Below are 20,546 nucleotides of genomic sequence, written 5' to 3'. Positions count from 1 at the left end.
AACTGAGCTATTGAGGAATTGTACTTTTCGATTTTAAAGTCTTATTTGAGTGCTTTAAATCTTTTGATAACAGTATACCTACCATTATCTGTAATATGGCTCCTCAACCTGGACTTGAACCAGGGACAAACGGATTAACAGTCCGTTGCTCTACCAACTGAGCTATTGAGGAATTGTTCTTTAAGATTTTAAAGTCTTATTTGAGTGCTTTAAATCTTGTGATAACCGTACAAGTACCATTATCTTTAATTTGGCTCCTCAACCTGGACTTGAACCAGGGACAAACGGATTAACAGTCCGTTGCTCTACCAACTGAGCTATTGAGGAATCGCTGTAAGCGCCGTTGCGCTAACGGTGCGGAATATTATATATCTCTTTCGGGGCTGTCAACAGGAAAAATGATAATAAAGTGTATATTCTTTTCAATTGCCTGTTTTGCGTACAAGTCGCGGCCGTATTAGCCACTTGTTGATGTTTGTAGATAGACCAAAGTTATCCACTAAAGTTGTGGATAACTGTGTGAGTGAATGTGTAAACAAACTGTACCAGCTTGTTTCTATTGATGTTTATATTTTTTATATGCCTACTTGATATGTGTTTTTTCATAACAAATACAGTGGGTTAGGGTGTGAGTGGTGATTATTTCATCTATTTGAGTGAAATCTGTGCATATGTGACATATTTATGATCTATGTGTATTAAATTAACGTTACTTGCACAGAGCTATTTAAATTTGTCCAATTAGGATGATTTTTGTTAGCAACAGCAATAACAATCTTTTACAATAAGCGTCTTTGATTTTCTGTTACTGGTTGCCTTAATTAATGACCAAATCCAATAAGCGAACCCAACGAGATTTATTAAACGGTTCGGTTAGCCAAACGTTGAAGCAAATGACCATACCGATGACATACGGCATGGTGCTGCTGATGACCTTCAATTTGGTTGATACATTCTTTGTTGGCATGCTGGGTACCGCACCTCTTGCTGCAATCAGTTTTACCTTCCCAATCACCTTTACCGTTATCAGCATGGCCATTGGTTTGGGCATAGGTACGTCAGCAGTTATTGCTAAAACCCTAGGTAAGGGCAATAAAGACGATGCCTGTAACGCCGCAACGGTAGCTCTTATGGTGTCATCGGTGATTGTCATTATTCTCTCGGCACTGGGTTATTTATATTCCGCTGAAATATTTACCTTACTCGGCGCAGAGCAAAAATTATTGCCATTGATTCATCAGTACATGGATTTGTGGTTCTTAGGTAGTATTGGCTTGGTGGCACCTATGATCGGTAATGCGATTTTAAGGGCATCAGGAGATACGCACACGCCAAGTATCATTATGGGTAGCGCGGGTTTGATTAACGCGGTTCTGGATCCTGTGTTTATATTTGGCTTTGGTCCTGTACCGGCAATGGGTATACAAGGGGCGGCTATCGCCACCTTGATCTCATGGGCATTTGGTCTGGTGTTTATTACCTATATTCTAGGCATTAAACGAAAGTTGATTCACATGAACTTGCCACCTTGGTCGGTGATTCGTAATTCAACACGACAAATTTTAAAGATTGGCTTGCCAGCAGCGGGAGCTAATATGCTGACGCCAATCGCAGCGGCTGTGATGACAGCTATTGCTGCCACGTATGGCGAGTCGACCGTTGCCGCATTTGGTGTAGGCTCGCGAATCGAATCTATCGCAAGCTTGGTTGTGTTGGCATTATCAATGACGCTTCCGCCATTTATCAGTCAAAACTTTGGTGCTGAGAAATTGTCTCGTGTCGAAGAGGGCTATAAGGTATCGGTGCGCTTTGTGTTGATGTGGCAATTGGGTGTTTATTTGGCGTTGCTTTTAATCGCACCGTATATCGCCGCAGCGTTTACCAATGAGCAAGAGGTTGCTGACCTGATAAAGCTGTTTATTTATATTTTACCATTAGGTTATGGCTTGCAAGGCATTATCATTTTAACCAACTCATCATTTAATGCGTTACACAAGCCGATGATTGCTTTGGTGCTATCGGTTTTGCGTTTGTTTGTTTTTTACGTACCGCTGGCATATGTTGGCAGCTTATTATTTGATATCGAAGGCTTCTTTATTGGCGCTGTACTCGGTAACTTGTTTATGGCTGTGGTGTCTTATCAATTATTTAAGCGGCAATTCAAATGTCCACAAAAACTGGTCTCGGCATAACAGGGGGGATCATGAGCAAAGATTTTCAAATCGTTTCAGATTACAAACCTAGCGGTGACCAACCAACCGCGATTACTCAGTTATTGGATGGCATCGACTCTGGCTTAGCGCATCAAACCTTACTCGGTGTAACAGGCTCCGGTAAAACCTTTACCGTTGCCAATGTCATTGCCACACAAAATCGACCGACCATGATCTTAGCGCCCAATAAAACATTGGCGGCGCAGTTATACGGTGAAATGAAAGAGTTCTTTCCGCACAATGCGGTCGAATATTTTGTGTCATATTACGACTACTACCAACCCGAAGCGTATGTGCCAACCACAGACACCTTTATCGAAAAAGATGCGTCAATAAACGAACATATTGAGCAGATGCGTTTATCGGCAACCAAGGCGTTGATGGAGCGTCGCGATGTGATCATTATCGCCTCGGTGTCTGCTATATACGGTTTGGGTGATCCCGACTCCTACTTAAAAATGATGTTGCACTTAAGACAGGGCGACATTATTAATCAACGCGATATATTACGTCGGTTAGCAGAGTTGCAATACACTCGCAATGACGTCGCCTTTCAGCGCGCGACTTATCGTGTGCGTGGTGATGTGATTGATATATTCCCTGCAGAATCCGACCGATTGGCATTGCGTATTGAACTGTTCGATGAAGAAGTCGAACGAATCAGTCATTTTGACCCGTTAACCGGTGAAATAGAAAATATCTTGCCACGGGTCACGGTTTACCCTAAAACTCACTATGCAACCCCTAGAGAGCGCATACTTAAAGCCGTTGAGCATATAAAAGTCGAATTAAAAGAGCGTTCGCAACAACTCAAAGATAATAATCGGTTGGTTGAAGAGCAACGCATTGTGCAACGTACGCAATTTGACATCGAAATGATGACCGAGTTGGGATATTGCTCTGGTATCGAGAATTATTCTCGCTATTTGTCAGGACGGCAACCGGGTGAAGCGCCACCAACATTGTTTGACTACCTACCCGATGATGGCTTGCTCATCATTGATGAGTCGCATGTTACCGTACCGCAATTAGGCGCCATGTATAAAGGTGACCGTTCGCGCAAAGAAAACCTTGTAGAGTATGGCTTTCGCCTGCCATCAGCGCTAGATAATCGACCGATGAAATTCGATGAATTTACGGCATTAGCACCGCAAACCATTTATGTATCGGCGACCCCTAGCACCTATGAGTTGGAAAAAAGTGGTGATGAGGTTGCCGAGCAAGTTGTACGTCCAACTGGGTTATTGGATCCAGAGATTGAAGTTCGTCCAGTTGAAACACAAGTAGATGATTTATTGAGTGAAATTCGCATCCGAGTGGCAAAAAATGAGCGCATATTAGCGACCACATTGACCAAACGTATGGCGGAAGACCTAACCGATTATCTAAGCGAACATGGCGTTAAAACACGTTACTTGCATTCTGATGTGGACACCGTAGAGCGTATGGAAATCATTCGCGATTTACGTTTGGGTAAGTTTGACGTGCTCATTGGTATCAACTTATTGCGAGAAGGTTTGGATATGCCTGAAGTCTCTTTGGTGGCGATTCTAGATGCCGACAAAGAAGGTTTCCTGCGTTCAGAGCGCTCATTGATTCAAACCATTGGTCGCGCAGCGCGTAACTTAGAGGGCAGGGCCATTTTATACGCTGACCGAATTACGGGCTCAATGAAACGTGCCATAGACGAAACCGAACGACGTCGAGCTAAACAACAAGCGTACAATGAACAACATGGTATTACGCCTAAAGGATTGGTGAAAAAAATTGCCGATGTTATGGGGGTTGATACCACGGTTAAAGGCGCTGCCGCGCTTGGTCAAGTGGCTGCACCACAAGCCGATGCCGAATACTTATCAACGCAAGACATCGATAAGAAGGTAGCTGCGCTAGAAAATGAAATGTTTGAGCACGCTCGCAACCTTGAGTTTGAAAAGGCTGCTGCGTGCAGAGATGAAATCTCGAAGCTCAGAGACCAACAATTAGCTTCATAACAGAGTTTATCGAGACATAATGTGCACGATAGGGCGTTGAACTAAGCCCTACGTGTATAGAAATGAATGATTTGCGCAATATCTTCTGTGCTGCAACGTTTCAGATTAGATATCTCGTCGATTATCTTATCTTGAATATCCACTGGGAACAGCATCAATTGCTCAAGATATAAATGCGCTTGCAATTCATCGTTCGCAGTCATCAGCCCTTTAAGGTGTCTTGCGTGATGATTGTACATGCCACTCATGCTACCTCCAAAAGTGAATGGGTCATCTGTTAAGAATAGGCTAAAATCATTAAGGTTGCCTGTTTTTATTGGCCTGTAAGAGGTCAGCATTATGTTGACCCAGGCAAAGTTCAGTGAAAAATGACCATTGATTATCGGCTAAACCTAAAGCGGTTCGGTTAGCTGTTGAATTAGCTGACAATTAATTTAGTGATCGATCAACCGTTAAGTTGGTATTTTTCCAGTCGATAGAGAAAAGCCTTATACGACATTTGCAGATATTTAGCTGCTTTGGTGCGATTCCCTTCATGTAATGATAACGACTCAGCAAGACAATACTTCTCAAACTGCTCCCAATTAAAACTGCTTTTAGGAAAATTAAATACCGGCAAACCTGAGCTATCATAGGCGTCATTTAATTGCGTATTGGCGGTGAGTTCGCTTTCATCATCAAGCAACAAGTATCGCTCTAAACGATTCGATAATTCGCGTACATTGCCAGGCCAGTGATAATCCAGTAACCGTCTTAGTGCATTACTTGTAAGCTCGGTTTTAGGCAATTGATGGCGTTTGGCATGCAAGGTTAAAAAGTGTTCGCTAAGTAACGGGATGTCCTCTTGGCGCTCTCTTAACGGTGGCATCAAGATAGGTACTACGTTTAAACGATAAAACAAATCTTCGCGAAAGCGACCTTGCTGCACTTGCTCGGGTAAATCTCGGTGAGTGGCGGCTATGACTCGTACATCGAGATGGATCTCTTGATGACTGCCTAATCGAGTAATGCAGCCTTCTTGCAGGAATCTCAGCAACTTCACCTGCAAGTTAAGCGGTAATTCGGCAATTTCATCCAAAAAGATGGTGCCTTTGTTCGCCGCTTCGAGCTTTCCTATTTTTAACGCGGTTGCACCAGTATAAGCACCTTTTTCTGCACCAAATAGCTCCGCCTCAGCTATCGATTCGGAAATCGCTCCGCAATTAATGGCAATAAACGATTGTCCATGTCGAGTCGATTGTTGATGCAGCGCTCTGGCGGCGAGTTCTTTACCAGTACCGGTCTCGCCGTTTATTAAAATAGAGGCATTGGTCTGCGAGACACGATTAATGCGTTGATATACCTGTTGCATGCATTTGGCTTTGCCTACTAGGCCAACAAGTTCACTTTGTTCTGATAGTTGTGCGCTTAATCGTTTGTTTTGCGAGCGCAATTCTTTGGCTTTTAATGCTTTATCAATGGTTAGCAACAGCTCTTGGCGTTGAAAGGGTTTTGCTAGGTAATCATCTGCACCTAATTGTAGTGCTTCTACTGCGTGACTGATGGTGCCATGTGCGGTTGCGATGACAAAGCCAGGGTCACGACTTAATATGTTACTGTCGCTTTTACGGCAATAATTTAACAGATCTATGCCCGATAGGTTAACCAATTTCCAGTCCGAAAAAATCACATCGACTGGGTTGTCCTTGAGCATTACTATGGCTTGCTCACAACTGTCTGCGCTGAGCACCGAATAATTTGAGGCTTGCAACAGCTCGACAATGATTTGACGTTGCTGCGGTTCATCTTCAACGACAAGCACTTGAATATTATTGTCTTCATTTAACCTATCTTTATGCATGGCTTGCTCCAAATGTAACCTTCGCGTGGCAACCTTGGTCGTTGTTAACTATGCTAATGTCCCCATCATAATTCAAGGTGATTATGCGTTTAGCAATATACAGGCCCATGCCGGCACCTTCGGCTTTATCGCTGGTGTGCGGGTTAAATAAATTTGCTTGAATATGTGCACTAACCCCTGGGCCGTGATCTTGCACCTCTACCGCAATTGTATCGTTATCGCTGTCGTTATGTATTTTGATGATAATGTCACCACTGTCGTCGCTGGCTTCACAGGCATTAATAATTAAGGTGTGCAATATTGAACGTATTTCTGACTCGTTGCCGGTTATACATAGTTCTTTATTTCCTTCAATAGCTAATGACAACTGCTTATCATCACTGGCTTTATATTCAAGGATAATATCCTGTATTACGGCGTAAATAGGCACCTGTTGGTCTCTACTTACACCTTGTACGGTAAGTTGCAACATCGCACCGATGGTTTTGTTCATATGCACGATTTTACTTTGCACACGCGCCAATAGCTGTTGTTTATCTTGCACCGACAGATTATTTTGCAGTAACTGTTCAACACTCAGCCCTATGGTGTGAATTGGGTTGCGCAATGCGTGCGCTAAGCCCTTTGATACTTCCCCTAATTCCGCCAGTTGTTGCAGTTGTTGGTTTTTCTTTTGCGCTTGTGACAAAGCATCAAGTCGAGACACCATGTCATTAAATTGCACGATTGTGGTTTTGATCTCATCAACCCCTTGTGGCGCCACTTTATGTTGATAATCCCCTTGTGCTAGTTTGGAAAATCCACTGGCAAGCGCGTTGAGCGGTTTATTAAACTTATGACTTAGCCAATAAGCAAAAATTAACGCGATAATCGTTAAGCCAAGTAGGGTGTACATGATTTCTTCAATTAAGTTATCAATACCAGAGTTTTGTGGGTGTTTGATCTGGTAGACAAAATTACTGGTTTTTTCGACTTCTTTACCCTGGTCATCAATCACTACTTCGTGCAATTGCTCAACCAATTGTGAAAACTGCTGAGCAGCGATAACTTGTTGCTCAGCTGGTGTCTCGGTTGCTGTTTGCGTGGCTATGTCATCTATAACTTGGTGTTCAATTATTTTCACCTTTTTGTCAGCTGTTGAGTTATCTGCTGCACTAGCAGCTTTGTTTACTGCTTTTTCTACCTTGGTATCCACCTTCGTATCATTAGCATAAACCTCAGTATCAACTGAGTCGGGATCTATACTGTGATGAGCATGATCCTTGGCTGTAATGATTTTGTATTCTTCGTCGCCATTATGGATGATTTCAATGTCGGTCTTGCTATCACCGGCGAAGATAACCTTAGGCTTGCCTTTAAGGACAAACTGTTTATCGGCACCTGATATTGCATACTGTACTTCATTGGCAGCAAAAGAAATGACTCGCTTTGAAATCTGTTTAGCTTGTTGGCTGACTTCATATTTGTAGTTGTCTCGAAAAAAGTCGAGTACTAACAGGGATAATACGAATATCATCAAAATAAGCGCACTGACCAATAAAAATAGATATCGTTTTAACGACATATCGTTGTCTCTTATAAATTCTCTTGTTATGTTTATATAACAACATTAGTGCCATTTTCTAGTGTAAATTAATTACTTATAAATCAATAGGTTAAAAGCTCCTGAAAGTGTGTTTAATTTATTTGCCAAAAATGTTTCCTGATATGGGGAAATCGAATCCCGAAATGAGCACGGCTTTTGTGGAAATTTACCGCTGATAACCTAGACTCTAAGCTGAGCAACTTTCGCAATCGCTTGTATTTACTCGCATTACATTAATTGACCTAAAATCTGGTACGAATCTTGTTGGTATATCAAGGAAAGATAGAAAACCATCAATTAATTAGAAAAAGACGGAGAAAGTTATGAAACTTAATACAATAAAATCTATGTTAGTCGGTACCGGCTTAAGCGCTGCAAGTTTAGGGTTGCTCGCTTCAGTCACCAGCGTTAACGCTTTAGCAGAAACAGTTGAGCAAGACGTGAATGTTGAAATCGTTGCTGGTGAAGACACCAATGCTGACGTAACCATAATCAAAGACGGCCAAAAAACGCAATTGCAATTGCCAAAAGAAGCATTGCACGACCAAGAGCAATTAAAAGCCGCTATTGCTGATTTACCTGAAGAAACGCAAGCAACCATTCTTGAGGCTATGGGTGGCATGCGTATGATCCATGCTGATCACGACGGTAAAGTGATTGTCGTAGATAAAACCAAAGTGAAAACCTTATCTGATTCAGAAGAGTTAGAATGGATTAGTGAGGATGGCAAGCACAAAAAAATCATGGTGATCCAAGGCAGTGACGTTGGCCATCACATGGTAAAAAACGTTGATTCAGAAAGTCATGTGTTTGTTCATTCTGATGAGGAAGGCGGACATGCAAAAGCTATCGTTATGATGCTTAATAAAGGCAAGTTTACACCAGAGCAATTGGATCAAATTCAACAAGCATTAGACGCTAAGCGTTAAACCTTAAGTAGCAAACATTGGGCTCTAAATCGTAGCCTTAGTCGCTAACAGTTAGTCGCCTAGCTATCATTATCAAAAACCGTCTGCATAGTGTTGGCGGTTTTTTTATATTTTTTACTGGCCAAGCAAACTTTTTTTTTGCTTTTCTCGACTATGACTAATAACACCAGCTGTGACGCTGATAATTAATTTAGGAGTTATAAATGAAAGTTTCGTATTCAAAGTCTGCACTATGGGCATTGGTCACTATATTTGTTGCTGTATCCGCCTTTAATCGTGCGGTATGGGCGCAATCCGATGTTCAAATACAAATAAGAAATCATGATAAGCAACACACTGAATATACCGTTAACGGTAAAACCTTTACTAAACAAGACCTAACAGCAAAACAACAGCAACAAGTACAACAAATAGAATCTGAATTGCAAGGTCTTGAACAAGCGGTTCGTAAAGATGAAAGGAAAATACGTGACGTTGCGAAACGTATGGAGGTGAAAGCAAAAGAGATGACAAAAATAGCAGAGCGCATAGAAGAGCAAGTAAAGAAGATGGAACTCGAGGAAAAGACCATCAAAGAGATTGAAGAGCAGCAACAAAAACTGCAACCATTACTGGAGAAAGAAGAAGCGAACATGTTGGCAAAAGAAGCTGAAATGCTCGCCTTAGAAAAGCAATTGATTGAAATTGACGAAGCGGTTATTCGTGATATTGAAGATAAAGCCGATGAGTACGAGAACCTGCTGATTGAGATTGCCGAGACCTTATAAACCAGAATACATTCTTAATGTAAGCGTTACTAAGCCAGAAAGCAGCCGTTTTCTGGCTTTTTGCATTTTAGTGAGCTTAAGGAATAGCGTTTCACTTTAAAGATATTTGATATGTTGTTGAAATTGTATACAAAAATAAGGTAGTTTATTTTTTGACCAAAACAAAAATAATAATAAAAACAAATAAGTTTAATGCCGTATATAAGTTTTAAGTTGGTGTTTAACTTAGGATAAACATGGAGCGAATATGTTCAAAATGTTCATGATGGTCTTAACATCTGCAATGGCGGTCTATAGCGTCGTACAAGTGCTCGGCTACTTTAAAGTACAAAATACAGAACAACAATCTCGGTTTCATCGTAGTAGCAGAAAACAGCGTTTTATTTTGCTCGCCATGTGTTGTTTGCTATTGAGTATTAGCTACAGTATGGACGTGATACGATCCTTATAGCGAAGCCATACAACATAGTCAGGTGTAAGTTTTTCGAATTAAGTGTTTAGAGATTAACATTCGCAAAGCTTGTGTTGTGACGTTTAGTTGACAGCGTGATTACCTCACATAAGATTTGCCTTTGCTGTTTTTGTTGTGGTTTCCATTCCTTTGCTTTTTCTTTTCTCCAGCTTAGTTTTCTCCTGCTTAGTTTGCTGCTGATTTTCATTGACTATGCTGTAAAGAAAATGTCTTTCATTGAACAAATATAGCGATTACACTGATTGTAAAAGTTAACCAAATTTGTACCATCAAGATGGTATCTGGAGCGAAAATGACAACGACTTTTCTGCCATTTCATCAGCAACATAAAAACCACGTTGTCGCGCTATTTATTGAGGTATTTAGCGCATCTGAAAATGAACAAGAGGGGCAGCTTATTGGTGAATTAGTCAATGATTTAATTGCGACCACGGCAACAGAGGACTTACAAGGTTTTATGGCATATGTCGAGGATACATTAATAGGCTGTATTTTTTTCAGTCGTTTGACTTTAACCAACGGTATAACCGCTTTTATATTGTCTCCAGTTGCGATTGCTACAAGTGAACAAGGTAAGGGCGTCGGACAAAGCTTGATTAATCATGGGCTAGAGCAACTTACGGCACAAGGCATAAGCTTGGCATTAACTTATGGCGACCCAAATTACTACGGCAAAGTCGGCTTTGAGCCAATAACAGAACAACAAATAAAAGCGCCGTTAACATTAAGCTTTCCTCATGGTTGGTTAGCGCAAAGTTTGGACGACACTAACTTAGCTTCAATAGCAACTCAATGTCAGTGTGTTAAGGCATTAAACGAGCAAAAATATTGGTGATGGATAAATATAAAACCACCGTCGCAACGTTTAACAAATTGGCAGAGCGATACCAAGACAAATACATGAACTTTGAGTCCTATATAGATACCTATGATGATTTTTGTGAACTGGTAAGCAAAGCCAGCGCCAAAATATTTGAGATAGGCTGTGGTCCGGGAAATATTAGCCAATATATTTTGCAAAAACGCCCGGATTATCAACTGTACGGTATTGATTTAGCACCAAACATGGTGGCTTTGGCTAAAAAAAATAATCCAGGTGCAGTCTTTGATGTGATGGATAGCCGATCAATTAGTCAGGTTCAAGGGACATTCGATGCACTACTGTGTGGTTTTTGCACACCGTATTTAAGCGCAGAAGATGTGACAACATTGATCAAAGATGCGCGTCAACGATTAGTGCCTGGTGGCATTTTCTACCTGAGTACCATGGAAGGGGATGAACAGCACTCTGGTTACCAAACCTCAAGCGCAGGGGATCAAGTCTTTATTCACTATCATCAAGAAAATGCCATTGTCGATGCGCTACAGAGCAATCAATTTGAGGTTATCAGCGTTAAGCGCAAGCAGTTTACTATTGATAAAGACGCTGCCAATACCACCGATATGTTTATCTACGCACGAGCAATATAGTCTGGCTATCAAAACGAAACCACGGTCAATAAATAATGCTATTTATGGCCTCATCCACAGCTGATTTTATTGGTGCACTGCCTGACAAAATCGCATCATCAACAATGGCTAAAACACTTGCCCAATCAATAATTATTTGTCATTGTAAACAAAAGGTTATTTTACCAATGATGATTCGATCATAATAACAATAATAAAGAGGATATGGTGCGACGTTTAATCTGCTTGATTGTTACCCTAGGCATGAGTGCGGTTAGCATGGCGACAACCATTACCGTCGTCACAAAACAACAACAACCGGTTTCTGGGATTGTTGTTTATCTCGAACCGCTAACACATCAAGCGAATATTAAAGAGTACTTAGGTGAACCTGTTGTCATCAGTCAAAAAGACAAAAAGTTTACGCCATATTTAACCGTTGTCGCCAAAGGCACGCCGGTTATCTTTGCTAACCATGACGATATAACTCATCACATATATACCGTAAACGAAACTACGCGTTTTGATTTTAAGCTAAAGATTCAAGGCCAACCAAAGCAAATCAGCTTCGACACCAGCAATGAGATTGCCATGGGATGCAATATCCATGATTGGATGGCAGGGCACCTGTTTGTCGTTGATACGCCTTATTTTGCAATGACTGATGCGTCCGGCCGGGCACAGCTTAATAAATTGCCATCGGGTGATTATCAAATCGGCATTTACCACCCTAAAATGTCAACGCAAGACCAGCGACTGCGATACCCATTCAGTAGTGATTTAACTCAATTTACAATCGAAATTACAGGTGATAAACCGGAAAATGATCCACAACAGCATATTGACGTGTTCGACTTTGCAGAAGGCTACGAATAAATGCCAGCCAAATTTTCATTACAATTTGATAGTTTAAAAAAGACCATTGTGTTCTTTTTCGTGTTGCTGTTAATTATCGTGCAGGGCGTTTCCTTTTTTACCACCAAACTGGCTAATGAACGTTTGGAAGAGCAGCAACTTAATTTGCAGCTTCTCAGGGCGGAAACCTTGTTGCAAAACGAGTTGGATAACCGCAATTATTATATAACCGCATTCGCGGAAACGGTGGCCAAAGATTATGGTCTTAAGCAAGTATTGATGGAAGATACTCGCAGCATCTTGTTTGCCCTTAATAATCATCGCCAACGAATTGACGCAGATATTGCTATCGCCATTGATAAAGAAGCCACCATCATTGGTCAATTACTGACGATACGAGAAGATGGCCAAAGAAAAGTGGTAAAAGGCGCTCAGATTGGTCAAGTATTTGCCCAACGCTCGTGGTTAACAGAACAATCTAAAGCCCAGTTTTGGCAATATAAAGATACTGTTTATCAGTTGGTTATCGCACCAATTCGCAATGGAGATATGGTCATCGGCTATATTAGCTTTGGCTATAATATTGATGAAAAATTGGTGGGCGAACTGGCGCAATTGAGTGATTTTCACGTTGGCTTTGGTTTGATAGAAACAGACAATTGGCAATGGTTGGCCAATAGCGAGACCAATCGGTCAATAAATCAGCAATCAGATTTCTTACCATTAGCGCAAACAATTGATCAAAATTTTGTATTCTCTAATTATCGATTAGGTCGTGTTGATGGTCAGTCATTGATGGCGACGACCTACCAACTTCGTTCAAGCTTGACCGAATCAGTTAAAAAAGACAGCATTCAACTGTTAATGATGATAGGACTGATGGCGGTGTTGTCAGTCGTCGCAGCTTATTATATTGCCATTGTGGTTACCCGACCATTGTCAAAGTTACTGATATTTAGTAAAGCAATCGCTCAAGGCGAGTATGACAGTAAAGTCGATGTTGGCCAGAGTAAAGAGCTAAACCAATTGGCTAACCAATTGGATTCTATGCAAAATGCTATTTACCAACGTGAGCAAGAAATATCACGCCAGGCATATTTTGATAATTTAACTAAATTACCCAATCGTAATCAGTTTTATCGTGATATGCAGGACAAACATGGCCCTTTGGTTGTCTGCCAAATAAGTATTTGCCGTCTATCACAAATCAATGACACCTTAGGTCATAAAGTCGGCGATGAAGTGATCTGTGAAGTTGCTAACCGTCTGCAACACATGCAACTGTCATTGTATAAAACCTCAGGCAATGGTTTTATCGTCGTCTATTTCAACCGATGCCATGAAGATATAAGTCGTTGCATACAACAATTGACTGAGCACGTTGAATCGTCATTTGTGGTGCAAAATATTGCCTTGCATTTGCAAGTCCACGCCGGCGTGACGATTTGTAAGGGCAAGGTCAATGCCATTGAATTGCTCAAAGAAGTCGATTCAGCCATGCAATTGGCTAAGCGCTTAAATTCACCTTTCCAAGTTTATGACGAACAGATTGATTTGAATACTTTGGATCGTTTGCAGTTATTAAGTCGTATTAAACCCGCGCTGGAAAATGACGAATTTATCTTACATTTTCAACCTAAGCTTAATTTGCATAGTAAACGCGTTGAAGAAGTGGAAGCATTAGTTCGTTGGCAACATCCAGTGCACGGTTTACTCGGTCCTGACAGGTTTATTCAAATCACTGAGCAAACCGGTCAAATGAAAACCTTAAGCTTGTGGGTAATAGAACACGCTATTGAACAGTATTACCGCTGGAAAGAACAAGACTTAGATATAAAAATAGCCATTAACATATCCCCCGGTAATTTGTTGGATGACGATTTTTGTGACCAATTGATATCGTTACTAACAGACAATAATAAGCTTTGTGATGTCCTGGTTTTTGAAATAACCGAAGATGCCTTTATTGACCACAATTCAAAAGCCGTGGAAAACATTAATCGATTAAAAGAGCATAGCGTACGCTTGTCCATTGATGATTACGGTACGGGCTATTCGTCTCTGGCCCAGCTAAAAAACCTGACAGTAGAAGAGCTAAAAATAGATCGTTGTTTCGTGCAAAAACTGTTCACCGATACCACCGATCAGATGATCGTTCGCTCGACTTTGCAGTTAGCGCATCAACTCGGCTTAGTGGTTGTCGCTGAAGGGGTTGAGGATCAGCAAACCCTTGATTGGTTGACAGAAAATCAATGTGAAAAAGCACAAGGCTATTTTATCAGTCGCCCGTTACCCGCAGAACAATTTAGTCAGTGGTTAATACAGTCGGTATATTTGGATCATAGCAAACAAGAAAAGCAAACTAGTAAACAAACAGATAATGATAATAAAAACAATAACAGCAGTATGTCTGAGTGCGCTGATACTGACGCCCGCGTCAGCATTGGAACATAATTTTCGTGGCTTGATTGATGCTCGAGTAACGCAAACTGACGGCGAAAAATCGCACCTTGATGCTCATTACGGTAAATTTCGCTTTAATGACGGCAGCAATGCATCACTGGCGCAAGCGCTGATTAATTACCAAATGGATTTCGACAACCCATTTTCTATTCATGTTAATGCCATGGCCGTCAGTGATGATATTGATAATGAAGTGGGTATTCTAACCGCGCATGTGAATTATCTCGGCTTACCGTCTAAAAATGGTCATCGCTTCACAGCCCGTGCTGGCATTATGTATCCGCAAATTTCTTTGGAAAACCCCATAATAGGTTGGAATTCACCTTATACTTTGTCTTTTTCGACAATGAATAGCTGGATCGGCGAAGAGGTCAGGCATACCGGTATTGAACTCGGTTGGGAAAAACTGGGCCGATTTGCTAACAGTAAACATAATTTTGCCATCAATGGTTCGTTTTTTAAACACAATGATACGGCGGGTACCTTGTTGTCTTGGCGAGGTTGGACTGTCAGTAGTCGGCAAACCTTGTGGCATGAAAGACGAGATTTACCGCCGATCGAAGCTCGCTTTGGTGGCATGTTGCGTTTTCAGGCGGAGTACACCGATCCATTTATTGAACTTGATCACCGCTACGGAGCTGAGATCAACGCACAGTGGCGATGGAATAATCGTATTGTCGTCCATGCCGGACATTATAATAACAATGTCGATACCTTGGTGTTCAAACATGGCCAATATGCGTGGGATACAATCTTCGATCATGTGGGCGTTAAAGCAAAATTATCTAATAACCTAACCCTGATCAGCCAATACCTGGTTGGTGATACATTAATGACATCACCGTTTGGTCATATTGTGGTTGATAATGACTACCATTCAGCCTACGCCTTGTTGTCATATAAATTAGACAAGCATAGAGTGTCTGGACGCTTGGAAGAGTTTTCGGTTACTGATAGAGACCAAACGCCAGGCGATGATAATGACGAGTATGGCAAGTCATTTACCCTGAACTACCAATATCAATTTGATAAAAATTGGCAATTTCATGCCGAATTTAATTACATAGATAGTGATAGACCGTCTCGTAAATACGATGACGAACCAGAGAATTTAACAGAGACTCAATACCAATTAGCGGCGCGCTACTTCTGGTAGGGTGTCATTTCAAGATTCAAAAGGGTTTACGACGGTATCGGGTAGTTTAGCTGTGTAATTATTGCGTCTAAACTGCCTTGATGTTCACCTTTGCTTTCCATATCAAACCAGCGATAAATTGACGATTCATGGACGATCATATTTTCTAATATAGGTTTATCCTCGTCTAGAGCTGCTAATAATATAGCGTTAAAACAAGCAAGGTATTCGCTAACAATTGTTTTATTGGCTTTACAGAAATCTGGCCAATCATTTGCAATGTAACCTTGCACAATGTCGTCAATGTGCGCTAATTCTATTTCTTCCTGTAGCGATATGCCGTATTTATAAAGCAGGGGGCGTAACCTGGCTTTTGTTTCCGTTTCTAATTGCAGCAATGTTGCAAAGTGATATTTCTCTCTATCGTTTTTGGCAACAGCCAATAAAGCCAGAGAAATCGCTTCGCCAAAAATCTCACTTTCTATTAACTCGCGTAAGCAATCAGGGTATTAAGCGTTATCCATACTATTTTCCATGTTTCTATTGTTGTGTGATCTGAACGTTTTAATACCAAGTTTAGCTGACCTTTGTTATCTCTCCACAACCATGAAATGTGCAACAACTGACTATGCATGATTAATGTTTTGATAGAATTGGTGATAAAAAATAACGAGTAAAATCATCGCTTTAAGTATTAAAAACATCATGCTATGCTGTTCAAGCAGTAACTACTTTCAAATAATTAAAAATAAAAAAATAGAGAGGTCGTTATGGAATTTAATGCAGCAGATGCTCCTTATATTATGTTGTTCAGTGCGGTTATTCCGGCTTTATTAGCGGTGTACCAAGCGAAAATACGAGGACGTTCAAAGCTTATAAGTGGTATGGCGACTTTCGCCTTAGGTTTTACCTTTATAGGCGGATGGCTGTACCTTGCTACGTTAATGTTTTCAAAAGAAAAATTACCGCAAGAAGCTAAATCTTAAATATCACACAACTGACATTGTTTCAGTTCACATTGAATAAAAGGAAATAACGTGAAATATATCGCTCTGTCTTTATTAGTTTTAACTGGATTTTCTGTCCAGGCCGCAACCATTAAAGCAGTACAATGTGGCTCTAAATTTGTTCGTGTTAAGGACGACAAGTTTATGTTGTTAGAGCGCTGTGGTGCACCAGCAAGTTCTGAGAGAATTTCTGGTGACGCTAATGATGTGACAGAGCGTTTATATTACAAACTGCCAAATAAGGCACCTCTGATATTTACCATCAAACAAGGCAAAATTGCTCAGATAGAAGAACTGAGATAATCAGCTAACGAGCATATCTAAATGCTCCGGTTTCACTGTTAAATAATAAAAATTAAATGTATATAGAATTGCTGTTGGCGAATTCAGTAGTCGCCTTATTTTTCATTTTTTTAGCCATCTTTGTTGAAAAGCATGGCTACATTAAACAACAATCTTCAGGTTTTAAGGCCTTTAGGGTTGTGACTTATTTGGCTATATTAGCGTTAATTGTTGGTAATTTTAAAATACAAAAAAAGAAGGCCAAAAAGCCTTCTAGTTGTAATTAAGCAAAGTTATAAGTTGGGAGTAAATACTCTTCTACAACTTGCTTACAGTGTTCAAACTCTTCATCGCAAAGCCCCAACTTTGTCCCTTCTGGAACAAAACTGGAGCCATTTTCTGAATTGTCTATAAATTGTTCTTCAGTCATGTTTGTATGAGTTGGCTTTGACCAGCAACACTCACTGACTCCAAGTATGTCCAGATCTTTACCATTTGGGAGAGTGACCCAAGCATGTTCTACTATCATATCATCAATGGCTGCTGAGATTGGATAGCCAAACATTCGGTGTAGAGTTAAGGCTAAAACCCAACAGTGGCCGCAAGAAAAAACTTCCTCTAATTCCCTAGCCTGTTGGTCGGTTAAATTTTTATAGCCGTTTTGTGGTTTATTATAATAAATCATATTTGCCCTTTATTAGCTTGATTAGCTTGATTAGCTTGAGTTTATATAGGCTAACCCGACGGGAAATCCTGTCAAAAATAACATCCTTGAGCGACTATTCAGTAGCTATATTTACAAAGCTAGAGTCTATTAAAGCTTCCAGTGGGAATCGTCGTTCATCTTTAGTCCGCTCTTTCAGACGCATCCACCCAAGGTAGTTGCTCAGATAAGCGGTTCCAACACCGTTGAATGGTGCCATCCAGGTTCGTAAGCGAGACATATAGTTGTTCACGTTCTGAATGTGATAGGTTCGCTTAATAACGCGAGTTCCTTGAGATGTGATATTTCGGTAATGTTTAATGCCGTGTTCTTTAGCGAAGCTTTTATAGGCCATAGCCCCATCTGTACATAACACAGAGTCCGTGTTTACTAATGGCGTGAGTACGTTATGAATCTCGGTTTTAGTATGTGATTCGAGAACCGTGTCAGTTAATCCGCCGCTCCTGTCCTTTACTATTAGGACGGGGATCTTATCATCTTTGCAGCGTTTGTCGCCCAATCCACCACGCTTACGCGCTGGCCTATCGTGAATTGTTTGATTTCCTTTGTATGATTCTAGGAAAATCATTTCATCAGCCTCGATAATGCCTGCAACTTCCGAGGGCTTATCTTGAGCTGGCGCTTGTAAAAATCGATGTCTCCAACGAAATGCTGTTGTGATTGCCACCTCAAGCTCTTCGGCCACACGCCACAAAGGTAGAGTGTCGAACATGCAGTCAAGGTTGGCTTGCCATAGGTGGCGTTTGTTATAAATGTGGTCGTTCGGTAGCGAAAGGTAAAGGTCATCCAGAAAAGACCAACAAAGCGCATTACTCAATCGGGATCAGAAGCAAATGGGTGATCCGCTGTGATAAGTGTGTTGGTGTACGGTTTTCACCGAATATTGTCACGCAACTTGGCCAAAAGATTATCGATAAGGCTCTGGCGCCCGATCAATATAGTTTAACCGCATGGTTTGATGAGAGAGGTCTCGGATATCTTAAGATCCGGATACTAAGTTTTGAATCAAGAAACTTTGATTTAACGACGATGATCACATCTAATCATCCAAGTGGTGAAGAGCTTGAAGAAAAGCGAAATGCTTTTCAGTTAAGACTCGAACAAATTAAAGCCTCTATGTAATATAGAGGCTTTCTTGTTTGTAGGAAATTTGGCTACTTCTGAATTGTGCAGACTTCGTCGAAGCCAATAACGCGTGACCCATCTTGAGTTCGAGCCATCATTCTAACCACGCCATCATTAACCGCCCATCGTTGGACGAAGTCAACCATTTTACATTTTAGATCTAAGTGGTTGTCATCATTAGCATAATCCTCTGCACAGAATAGGCCTGCATGCCGTCTACTTCTTACGTATAATCCTGCAACTCTGACACTGCCCCAATCGATCTCTGTAACGTCGACATTTTCATTACCGTAAATAATGATTGGTACAAGGCCTTTGCTATTGATGTTTACGCATTTCATTTCGTCGGCATCCCCGACATCGAACTCTGCGTATTTAGGTGGGTTATCAATGGTGAACACTTCAACTGCAACGGTCGACCACCACCACCATACAAAAGTGTCATAGATATAATGCTCAATAGTCATTGTTACACTGTCCTCGGTCGTGGTAACTAGAGCATATCCTCCAAGTGGCAACAGTTTTTCAACTTCAGCCAGTATGACTTGGTCGGGTTTCCCAGACCAATCCAAATCAGATAGTGTGAACTCAACTCTTTGAAGAGCTCTATTGGTTGTGCCATTGTATACAAATTCAAATGAATCGGATTTTATGTCCAGTGACAACCAGCTTAGTTTGGGTGATAAGGGGTCGACCTCAATGCCATCTCCGACAACAGTGTTGCCAGAAGCGGAGGCTTGGGTTCCATCTTCAAATGTGACTTTTATCTCATAAGAAACAACGTCGCCTTTAAACGTTGCATAGGCGCTTCCTATAGGCGGGATTACAAGTAACACAAACAGCAATATTAATGATATGTCCTTTTTCATCGTGTTTCTCCGTGTAATGAAATTAACCAAGAAAAATACTACTTGTAGTTAAGTACCCTAAATATAGAACATTGGTGCAATTATGCAATAAAATGGCTATATTAGCGTTAATTAGTGGTATTCGCCACAATTAAAGACCCACCAACATAAGTGCCTGATAATTAAATGCAAATATTTCTATAATGACGTTTGATAATTAGATGTCAATCATTATTATCTAATTAAGGTTGTTGTTGGTGAGATTTGAGTCACTGGCAGCAAAGAGCGATTAAGGGACATAAACAATAATAAGAATATGAAAGTAAATGATTTTGTCGACCATGTAAAAAGCTACCTAGCATACTTGTTTTTTGGAGGCGTTTTCTTGTTTTTGACGGCACCAGATTTGTACAACCTATATAATAAAGGGGCTATCTATACTGGTACGGTTATTGAGGTCAAAAAAGTCGCTCCAGTCCGAAAGAAAATATCCCAAAGAGGATGGAGAGAAGTTTCTGTTGTTGATGTAGGAGGTAAGTATCCTATACACCTGAACGGTAAACTTGATATTGGAAAAGAATACACTTTCAGGTTATATGGTAATTACCCAAGCCGAACGCAATCAATATATGCAGTCAGCCATGCTTTACGGCTAATTGAATTTCACGTCTTAATATCTATTGTATTACTTCTTAAAGGGATAAGCGGAATCTATAAGGCTAGAAAAAAGTTCAACAGAGTTATTACATAACAAGTCTATCAACGGCAGTTAATGGCACAAAACGGCCCCTCAAAGCCACCTCGAAACGAAGGGAGATCCCATCCAAAGGCATGATGGGATGACGGTGAATTCTTTCT

General features: G+C 40.8%; 19 protein-coding genes, 2 tRNA genes and 1 pseudogene. 13 read left to right on the top strand and 9 right to left on the bottom strand.

Annotated features, from left to right (window positions below):
• Positions 1 to 96: 96 nt before the first annotated feature.
• Positions 97 to 172 (bottom strand) — tRNA-Asn (locus HII16_RS03865).
• 79 nt (positions 173 to 251) lie between these two features.
• Positions 252 to 327 (bottom strand) — tRNA-Asn (locus tag HII16_RS03860).
• Between the two features lie 497 nt (positions 328 to 824).
• On the opposite strand from HII16_RS03860, the gene HII16_RS03855 reads away from it, so the two are divergent.
• Positions 825 to 2,192, top strand: coding sequence for an MATE family efflux transporter (locus HII16_RS03855; protein WP_169127635.1), 1,368 nt, complete (start codon positions 825 to 827; stop codon positions 2,190 to 2,192).
• Between the two features lie 11 nt (positions 2,193 to 2,203).
• The gene (gene uvrB, locus HII16_RS03850; RefSeq protein ID WP_169127633.1) at positions 2,204 to 4,207 is read left to right on the top strand and encodes an excinuclease ABC subunit UvrB; all 2,004 of its coding nucleotides are present in this window, start codon (positions 2,204 to 2,206) and stop codon (positions 4,205 to 4,207) included.
• A gap of 41 nt (positions 4,208 to 4,248) precedes the next feature.
• Here uvrB and HII16_RS03845 read toward each other — a convergent pair whose 3' ends face one another.
• The 3 genes from HII16_RS03845 to HII16_RS03835 all read right to left on the bottom strand — a co-directional run bounded on the left by HII16_RS03845 (position 4,249) and on the right by HII16_RS03835 (position 7,611).
• Complete coding sequence (locus HII16_RS03845) at positions 4,249 to 4,455, bottom strand: hypothetical protein (RefSeq protein ID WP_135440169.1); 207 nt, start codon at positions 4,453 to 4,455, stop codon at positions 4,249 to 4,251.
• A 197-nt stretch (positions 4,456 to 4,652) separates the two neighbouring features.
• Positions 4,653 to 6,047 (bottom strand): sigma-54 dependent transcriptional regulator, encoded by a 1,395-nt coding sequence (locus HII16_RS03840; RefSeq protein WP_169127631.1) that lies wholly within the window; start codon positions 6,045 to 6,047, stop codon positions 4,653 to 4,655.
• Positions 6,040 to 7,611 carry a HAMP domain-containing sensor histidine kinase gene (locus HII16_RS03835; protein ID WP_169127629.1) on the bottom strand — a complete coding sequence of 524 codons (1,572 nt, stop codon included), beginning with the start codon at positions 7,609 to 7,611 and terminating at the stop codon, positions 6,040 to 6,042. The genes HII16_RS03840 and HII16_RS03835 overlap by 8 nt, the downstream gene beginning before the upstream one ends.
• Before the next feature lie 344 nt (positions 7,612 to 7,955).
• Here HII16_RS03835 and HII16_RS03830 point away from each other — a divergent pair, with 344 nt between their 5' ends.
• The 7 genes from HII16_RS03830 (at position 7,956) to HII16_RS03800 (ending at position 15,723) form a co-directional block, all read left to right on the top strand.
• On the top strand, positions 7,956 to 8,561 hold the full coding sequence (locus HII16_RS03830) for a hypothetical protein (protein ID WP_169127627.1): 606 nt from the start codon (positions 7,956 to 7,958) through the stop codon (positions 8,559 to 8,561).
• A 203-nt stretch (positions 8,562 to 8,764) separates the two neighbouring features.
• On the top strand, positions 8,765 to 9,328 hold the full coding sequence (locus tag HII16_RS03825; RefSeq protein WP_169127625.1) for a hypothetical protein: 564 nt from the start codon (positions 8,765 to 8,767) through the stop codon (positions 9,326 to 9,328).
• 764 nt (positions 9,329 to 10,092) lie between these two features.
• Complete coding sequence (locus HII16_RS03820; RefSeq protein ID WP_169127623.1) at positions 10,093 to 10,635, top strand: N-acetyltransferase; 543 nt, start codon at positions 10,093 to 10,095, stop codon at positions 10,633 to 10,635.
• Positions 10,635 to 11,270, top strand: coding sequence for a class I SAM-dependent methyltransferase (locus HII16_RS03815; RefSeq protein WP_169127621.1), 636 nt, complete (start codon positions 10,635 to 10,637; stop codon positions 11,268 to 11,270). The genes HII16_RS03820 and HII16_RS03815 overlap by 1 nt, the downstream gene beginning before the upstream one ends.
• A 207-nt stretch (positions 11,271 to 11,477) precedes the next feature.
• The gene (locus HII16_RS03810; protein WP_169127619.1) at positions 11,478 to 12,125 is read left to right on the top strand and encodes a hypothetical protein; all 648 of its coding nucleotides are present in this window, start codon (positions 11,478 to 11,480) and stop codon (positions 12,123 to 12,125) included.
• Positions 12,126 to 14,558 carry an EAL domain-containing protein gene (locus HII16_RS03805; RefSeq protein WP_169127617.1) on the top strand — a complete coding sequence of 811 codons (2,433 nt, stop codon included), beginning with the start codon at positions 12,126 to 12,128 and terminating at the stop codon, positions 14,556 to 14,558.
• On the top strand, positions 14,548 to 15,723 hold the full coding sequence (locus HII16_RS03800; RefSeq protein WP_169127615.1) for a hypothetical protein: 1,176 nt from the start codon (positions 14,548 to 14,550) through the stop codon (positions 15,721 to 15,723). The genes HII16_RS03805 and HII16_RS03800 overlap by 11 nt, the downstream gene beginning before the upstream one ends.
• A 26-nt stretch (positions 15,724 to 15,749) precedes the next feature.
• Here HII16_RS03800 and HII16_RS03795 read toward each other — a convergent pair whose 3' ends face one another.
• Positions 15,750 to 16,145: a hypothetical protein gene (locus HII16_RS03795; protein WP_169127613.1), complete on the bottom strand. Its 396-nt coding sequence runs from the start codon at positions 16,143 to 16,145 to the stop codon at positions 15,750 to 15,752.
• 327 nt (positions 16,146 to 16,472) lie between these two features.
• On the opposite strand from HII16_RS03795, the gene HII16_RS03790 reads away from it, so the two are divergent.
• Both HII16_RS03790 and HII16_RS17015 read left to right on the top strand, forming a co-directional pair.
• A complete protein-coding gene (locus tag HII16_RS03790; protein ID WP_169127611.1) occupies positions 16,473 to 16,688 on the top strand; it encodes a hypothetical protein in 216 nt (71 codons plus the stop codon).
• Between the two features lie 51 nt (positions 16,689 to 16,739).
• Complete coding sequence (locus HII16_RS17015; RefSeq protein WP_169127609.1) at positions 16,740 to 17,012, top strand: DUF2845 domain-containing protein; 273 nt, start codon at positions 16,740 to 16,742, stop codon at positions 17,010 to 17,012.
• Positions 17,013 to 17,274: 262 nt separating this feature from the next.
• On the opposite strand, the gene HII16_RS03780 is transcribed toward HII16_RS17015, so the two are convergent.
• Together HII16_RS03780 and HII16_RS03775 are read right to left on the bottom strand one after the other, a co-directional pair.
• Positions 17,275 to 17,676, bottom strand: a complete 402-nt coding sequence (locus HII16_RS03780; RefSeq protein ID WP_169127607.1) for a hypothetical protein — start codon at positions 17,674 to 17,676, stop codon at positions 17,275 to 17,277.
• Positions 17,677 to 17,770: 94 nt separating this feature from the next.
• Positions 17,771 to 18,460: pseudogene (locus HII16_RS03775) on the bottom strand (IS1595 family transposase); the annotation flags it as partial.
• Between HII16_RS03775 and HII16_RS03770 the strand changes: the two are divergent.
• A complete protein-coding gene (locus tag HII16_RS03770; protein ID WP_169127296.1) occupies positions 18,376 to 18,837 on the top strand; it encodes a hypothetical protein in 462 nt (153 codons plus the stop codon). The pseudogene HII16_RS03775 and the gene HII16_RS03770 overlap by 85 nt on opposite strands.
• Positions 18,838 to 18,869: 32 nt before the next feature.
• Here HII16_RS03770 and HII16_RS03765 read toward each other — a convergent pair whose 3' ends face one another.
• Entirely contained in the window at positions 18,870 to 19,709 is an 840-nt protein-coding gene (locus tag HII16_RS03765; RefSeq protein ID WP_169127604.1) for a hypothetical protein, read from the bottom strand.
• A gap of 295 nt (positions 19,710 to 20,004) precedes the next feature.
• Here HII16_RS03765 and HII16_RS03760 point away from each other — a divergent pair, with 295 nt between their 5' ends.
• The gene (locus HII16_RS03760) at positions 20,005 to 20,439 is read left to right on the top strand and encodes a hypothetical protein (protein ID WP_169127602.1); all 435 of its coding nucleotides are present in this window, start codon (positions 20,005 to 20,007) and stop codon (positions 20,437 to 20,439) included.
• Positions 20,440 to 20,546 lie beyond the last annotated feature (107 nt).

The organism is Thalassotalea sp. Y01 (assembly GCF_012932945.1).
Taxonomy (GTDB): domain Bacteria; phylum Pseudomonadota; class Gammaproteobacteria; order Enterobacterales; family Alteromonadaceae; genus Thalassotalea_A.
The sequence above is the reverse complement of the archived record's forward strand: the minus strand, read 5'-3'. Positions and strand labels throughout refer to the sequence as shown.

Bases quoted from the DNA above. Each gene is read 5' to 3' on its own strand.
- HII16_RS03855 (WP_169127635.1), top strand. From the start codon at position 825: ATGACCAAATCCAATAAGCGAACCCAACGAGATTTATTAAACGGTTCG.
- uvrB (WP_169127633.1), top strand. From the start codon at position 2,204: ATGAGCAAAGATTTTCAAATCGTTTCAGATTACAAACCTAGCGGTGAC.
- HII16_RS03845 (WP_135440169.1), bottom strand. From the start codon at position 4,455: ATGAGTGGCATGTACAATCATCACGCAAGACACCTTAAAGGGCTGATG.
- HII16_RS03840 (WP_169127631.1), bottom strand. From the start codon at position 6,047: ATGCATAAAGATAGGTTAAATGAAGACAATAATATTCAAGTGCTTGTC.
- HII16_RS03835 (WP_169127629.1), bottom strand. From the start codon at position 7,611: ATGTCGTTAAAACGATATCTATTTTTATTGGTCAGTGCGCTTATTTTG.
- HII16_RS03830 (WP_169127627.1), top strand. From the start codon at position 7,956: ATGAAACTTAATACAATAAAATCTATGTTAGTCGGTACCGGCTTAAGC.
- HII16_RS03825 (WP_169127625.1), top strand. From the start codon at position 8,765: ATGAAAGTTTCGTATTCAAAGTCTGCACTATGGGCATTGGTCACTATA.
- HII16_RS03820 (WP_169127623.1), top strand. From the start codon at position 10,093: ATGACAACGACTTTTCTGCCATTTCATCAGCAACATAAAAACCACGTT.
- HII16_RS03815 (WP_169127621.1), top strand. From the start codon at position 10,635: ATGGATAAATATAAAACCACCGTCGCAACGTTTAACAAATTGGCAGAG.
- HII16_RS03805 (WP_169127617.1), top strand. From the start codon at position 12,126: ATGCCAGCCAAATTTTCATTACAATTTGATAGTTTAAAAAAGACCATT.
- HII16_RS03790 (WP_169127611.1), top strand. From the start codon at position 16,473: ATGGAATTTAATGCAGCAGATGCTCCTTATATTATGTTGTTCAGTGCG.
- HII16_RS03780 (WP_169127607.1), bottom strand. From the start codon at position 17,676: ATGATTTATTATAATAAACCACAAAACGGCTATAAAAATTTAACCGAC.
- HII16_RS03765 (WP_169127604.1), bottom strand. From the start codon at position 19,709: ATGAAAAAGGACATATCATTAATATTGCTGTTTGTGTTACTTGTAATC.
- HII16_RS03760 (WP_169127602.1), top strand. From the start codon at position 20,005: ATGAAAGTAAATGATTTTGTCGACCATGTAAAAAGCTACCTAGCATAC.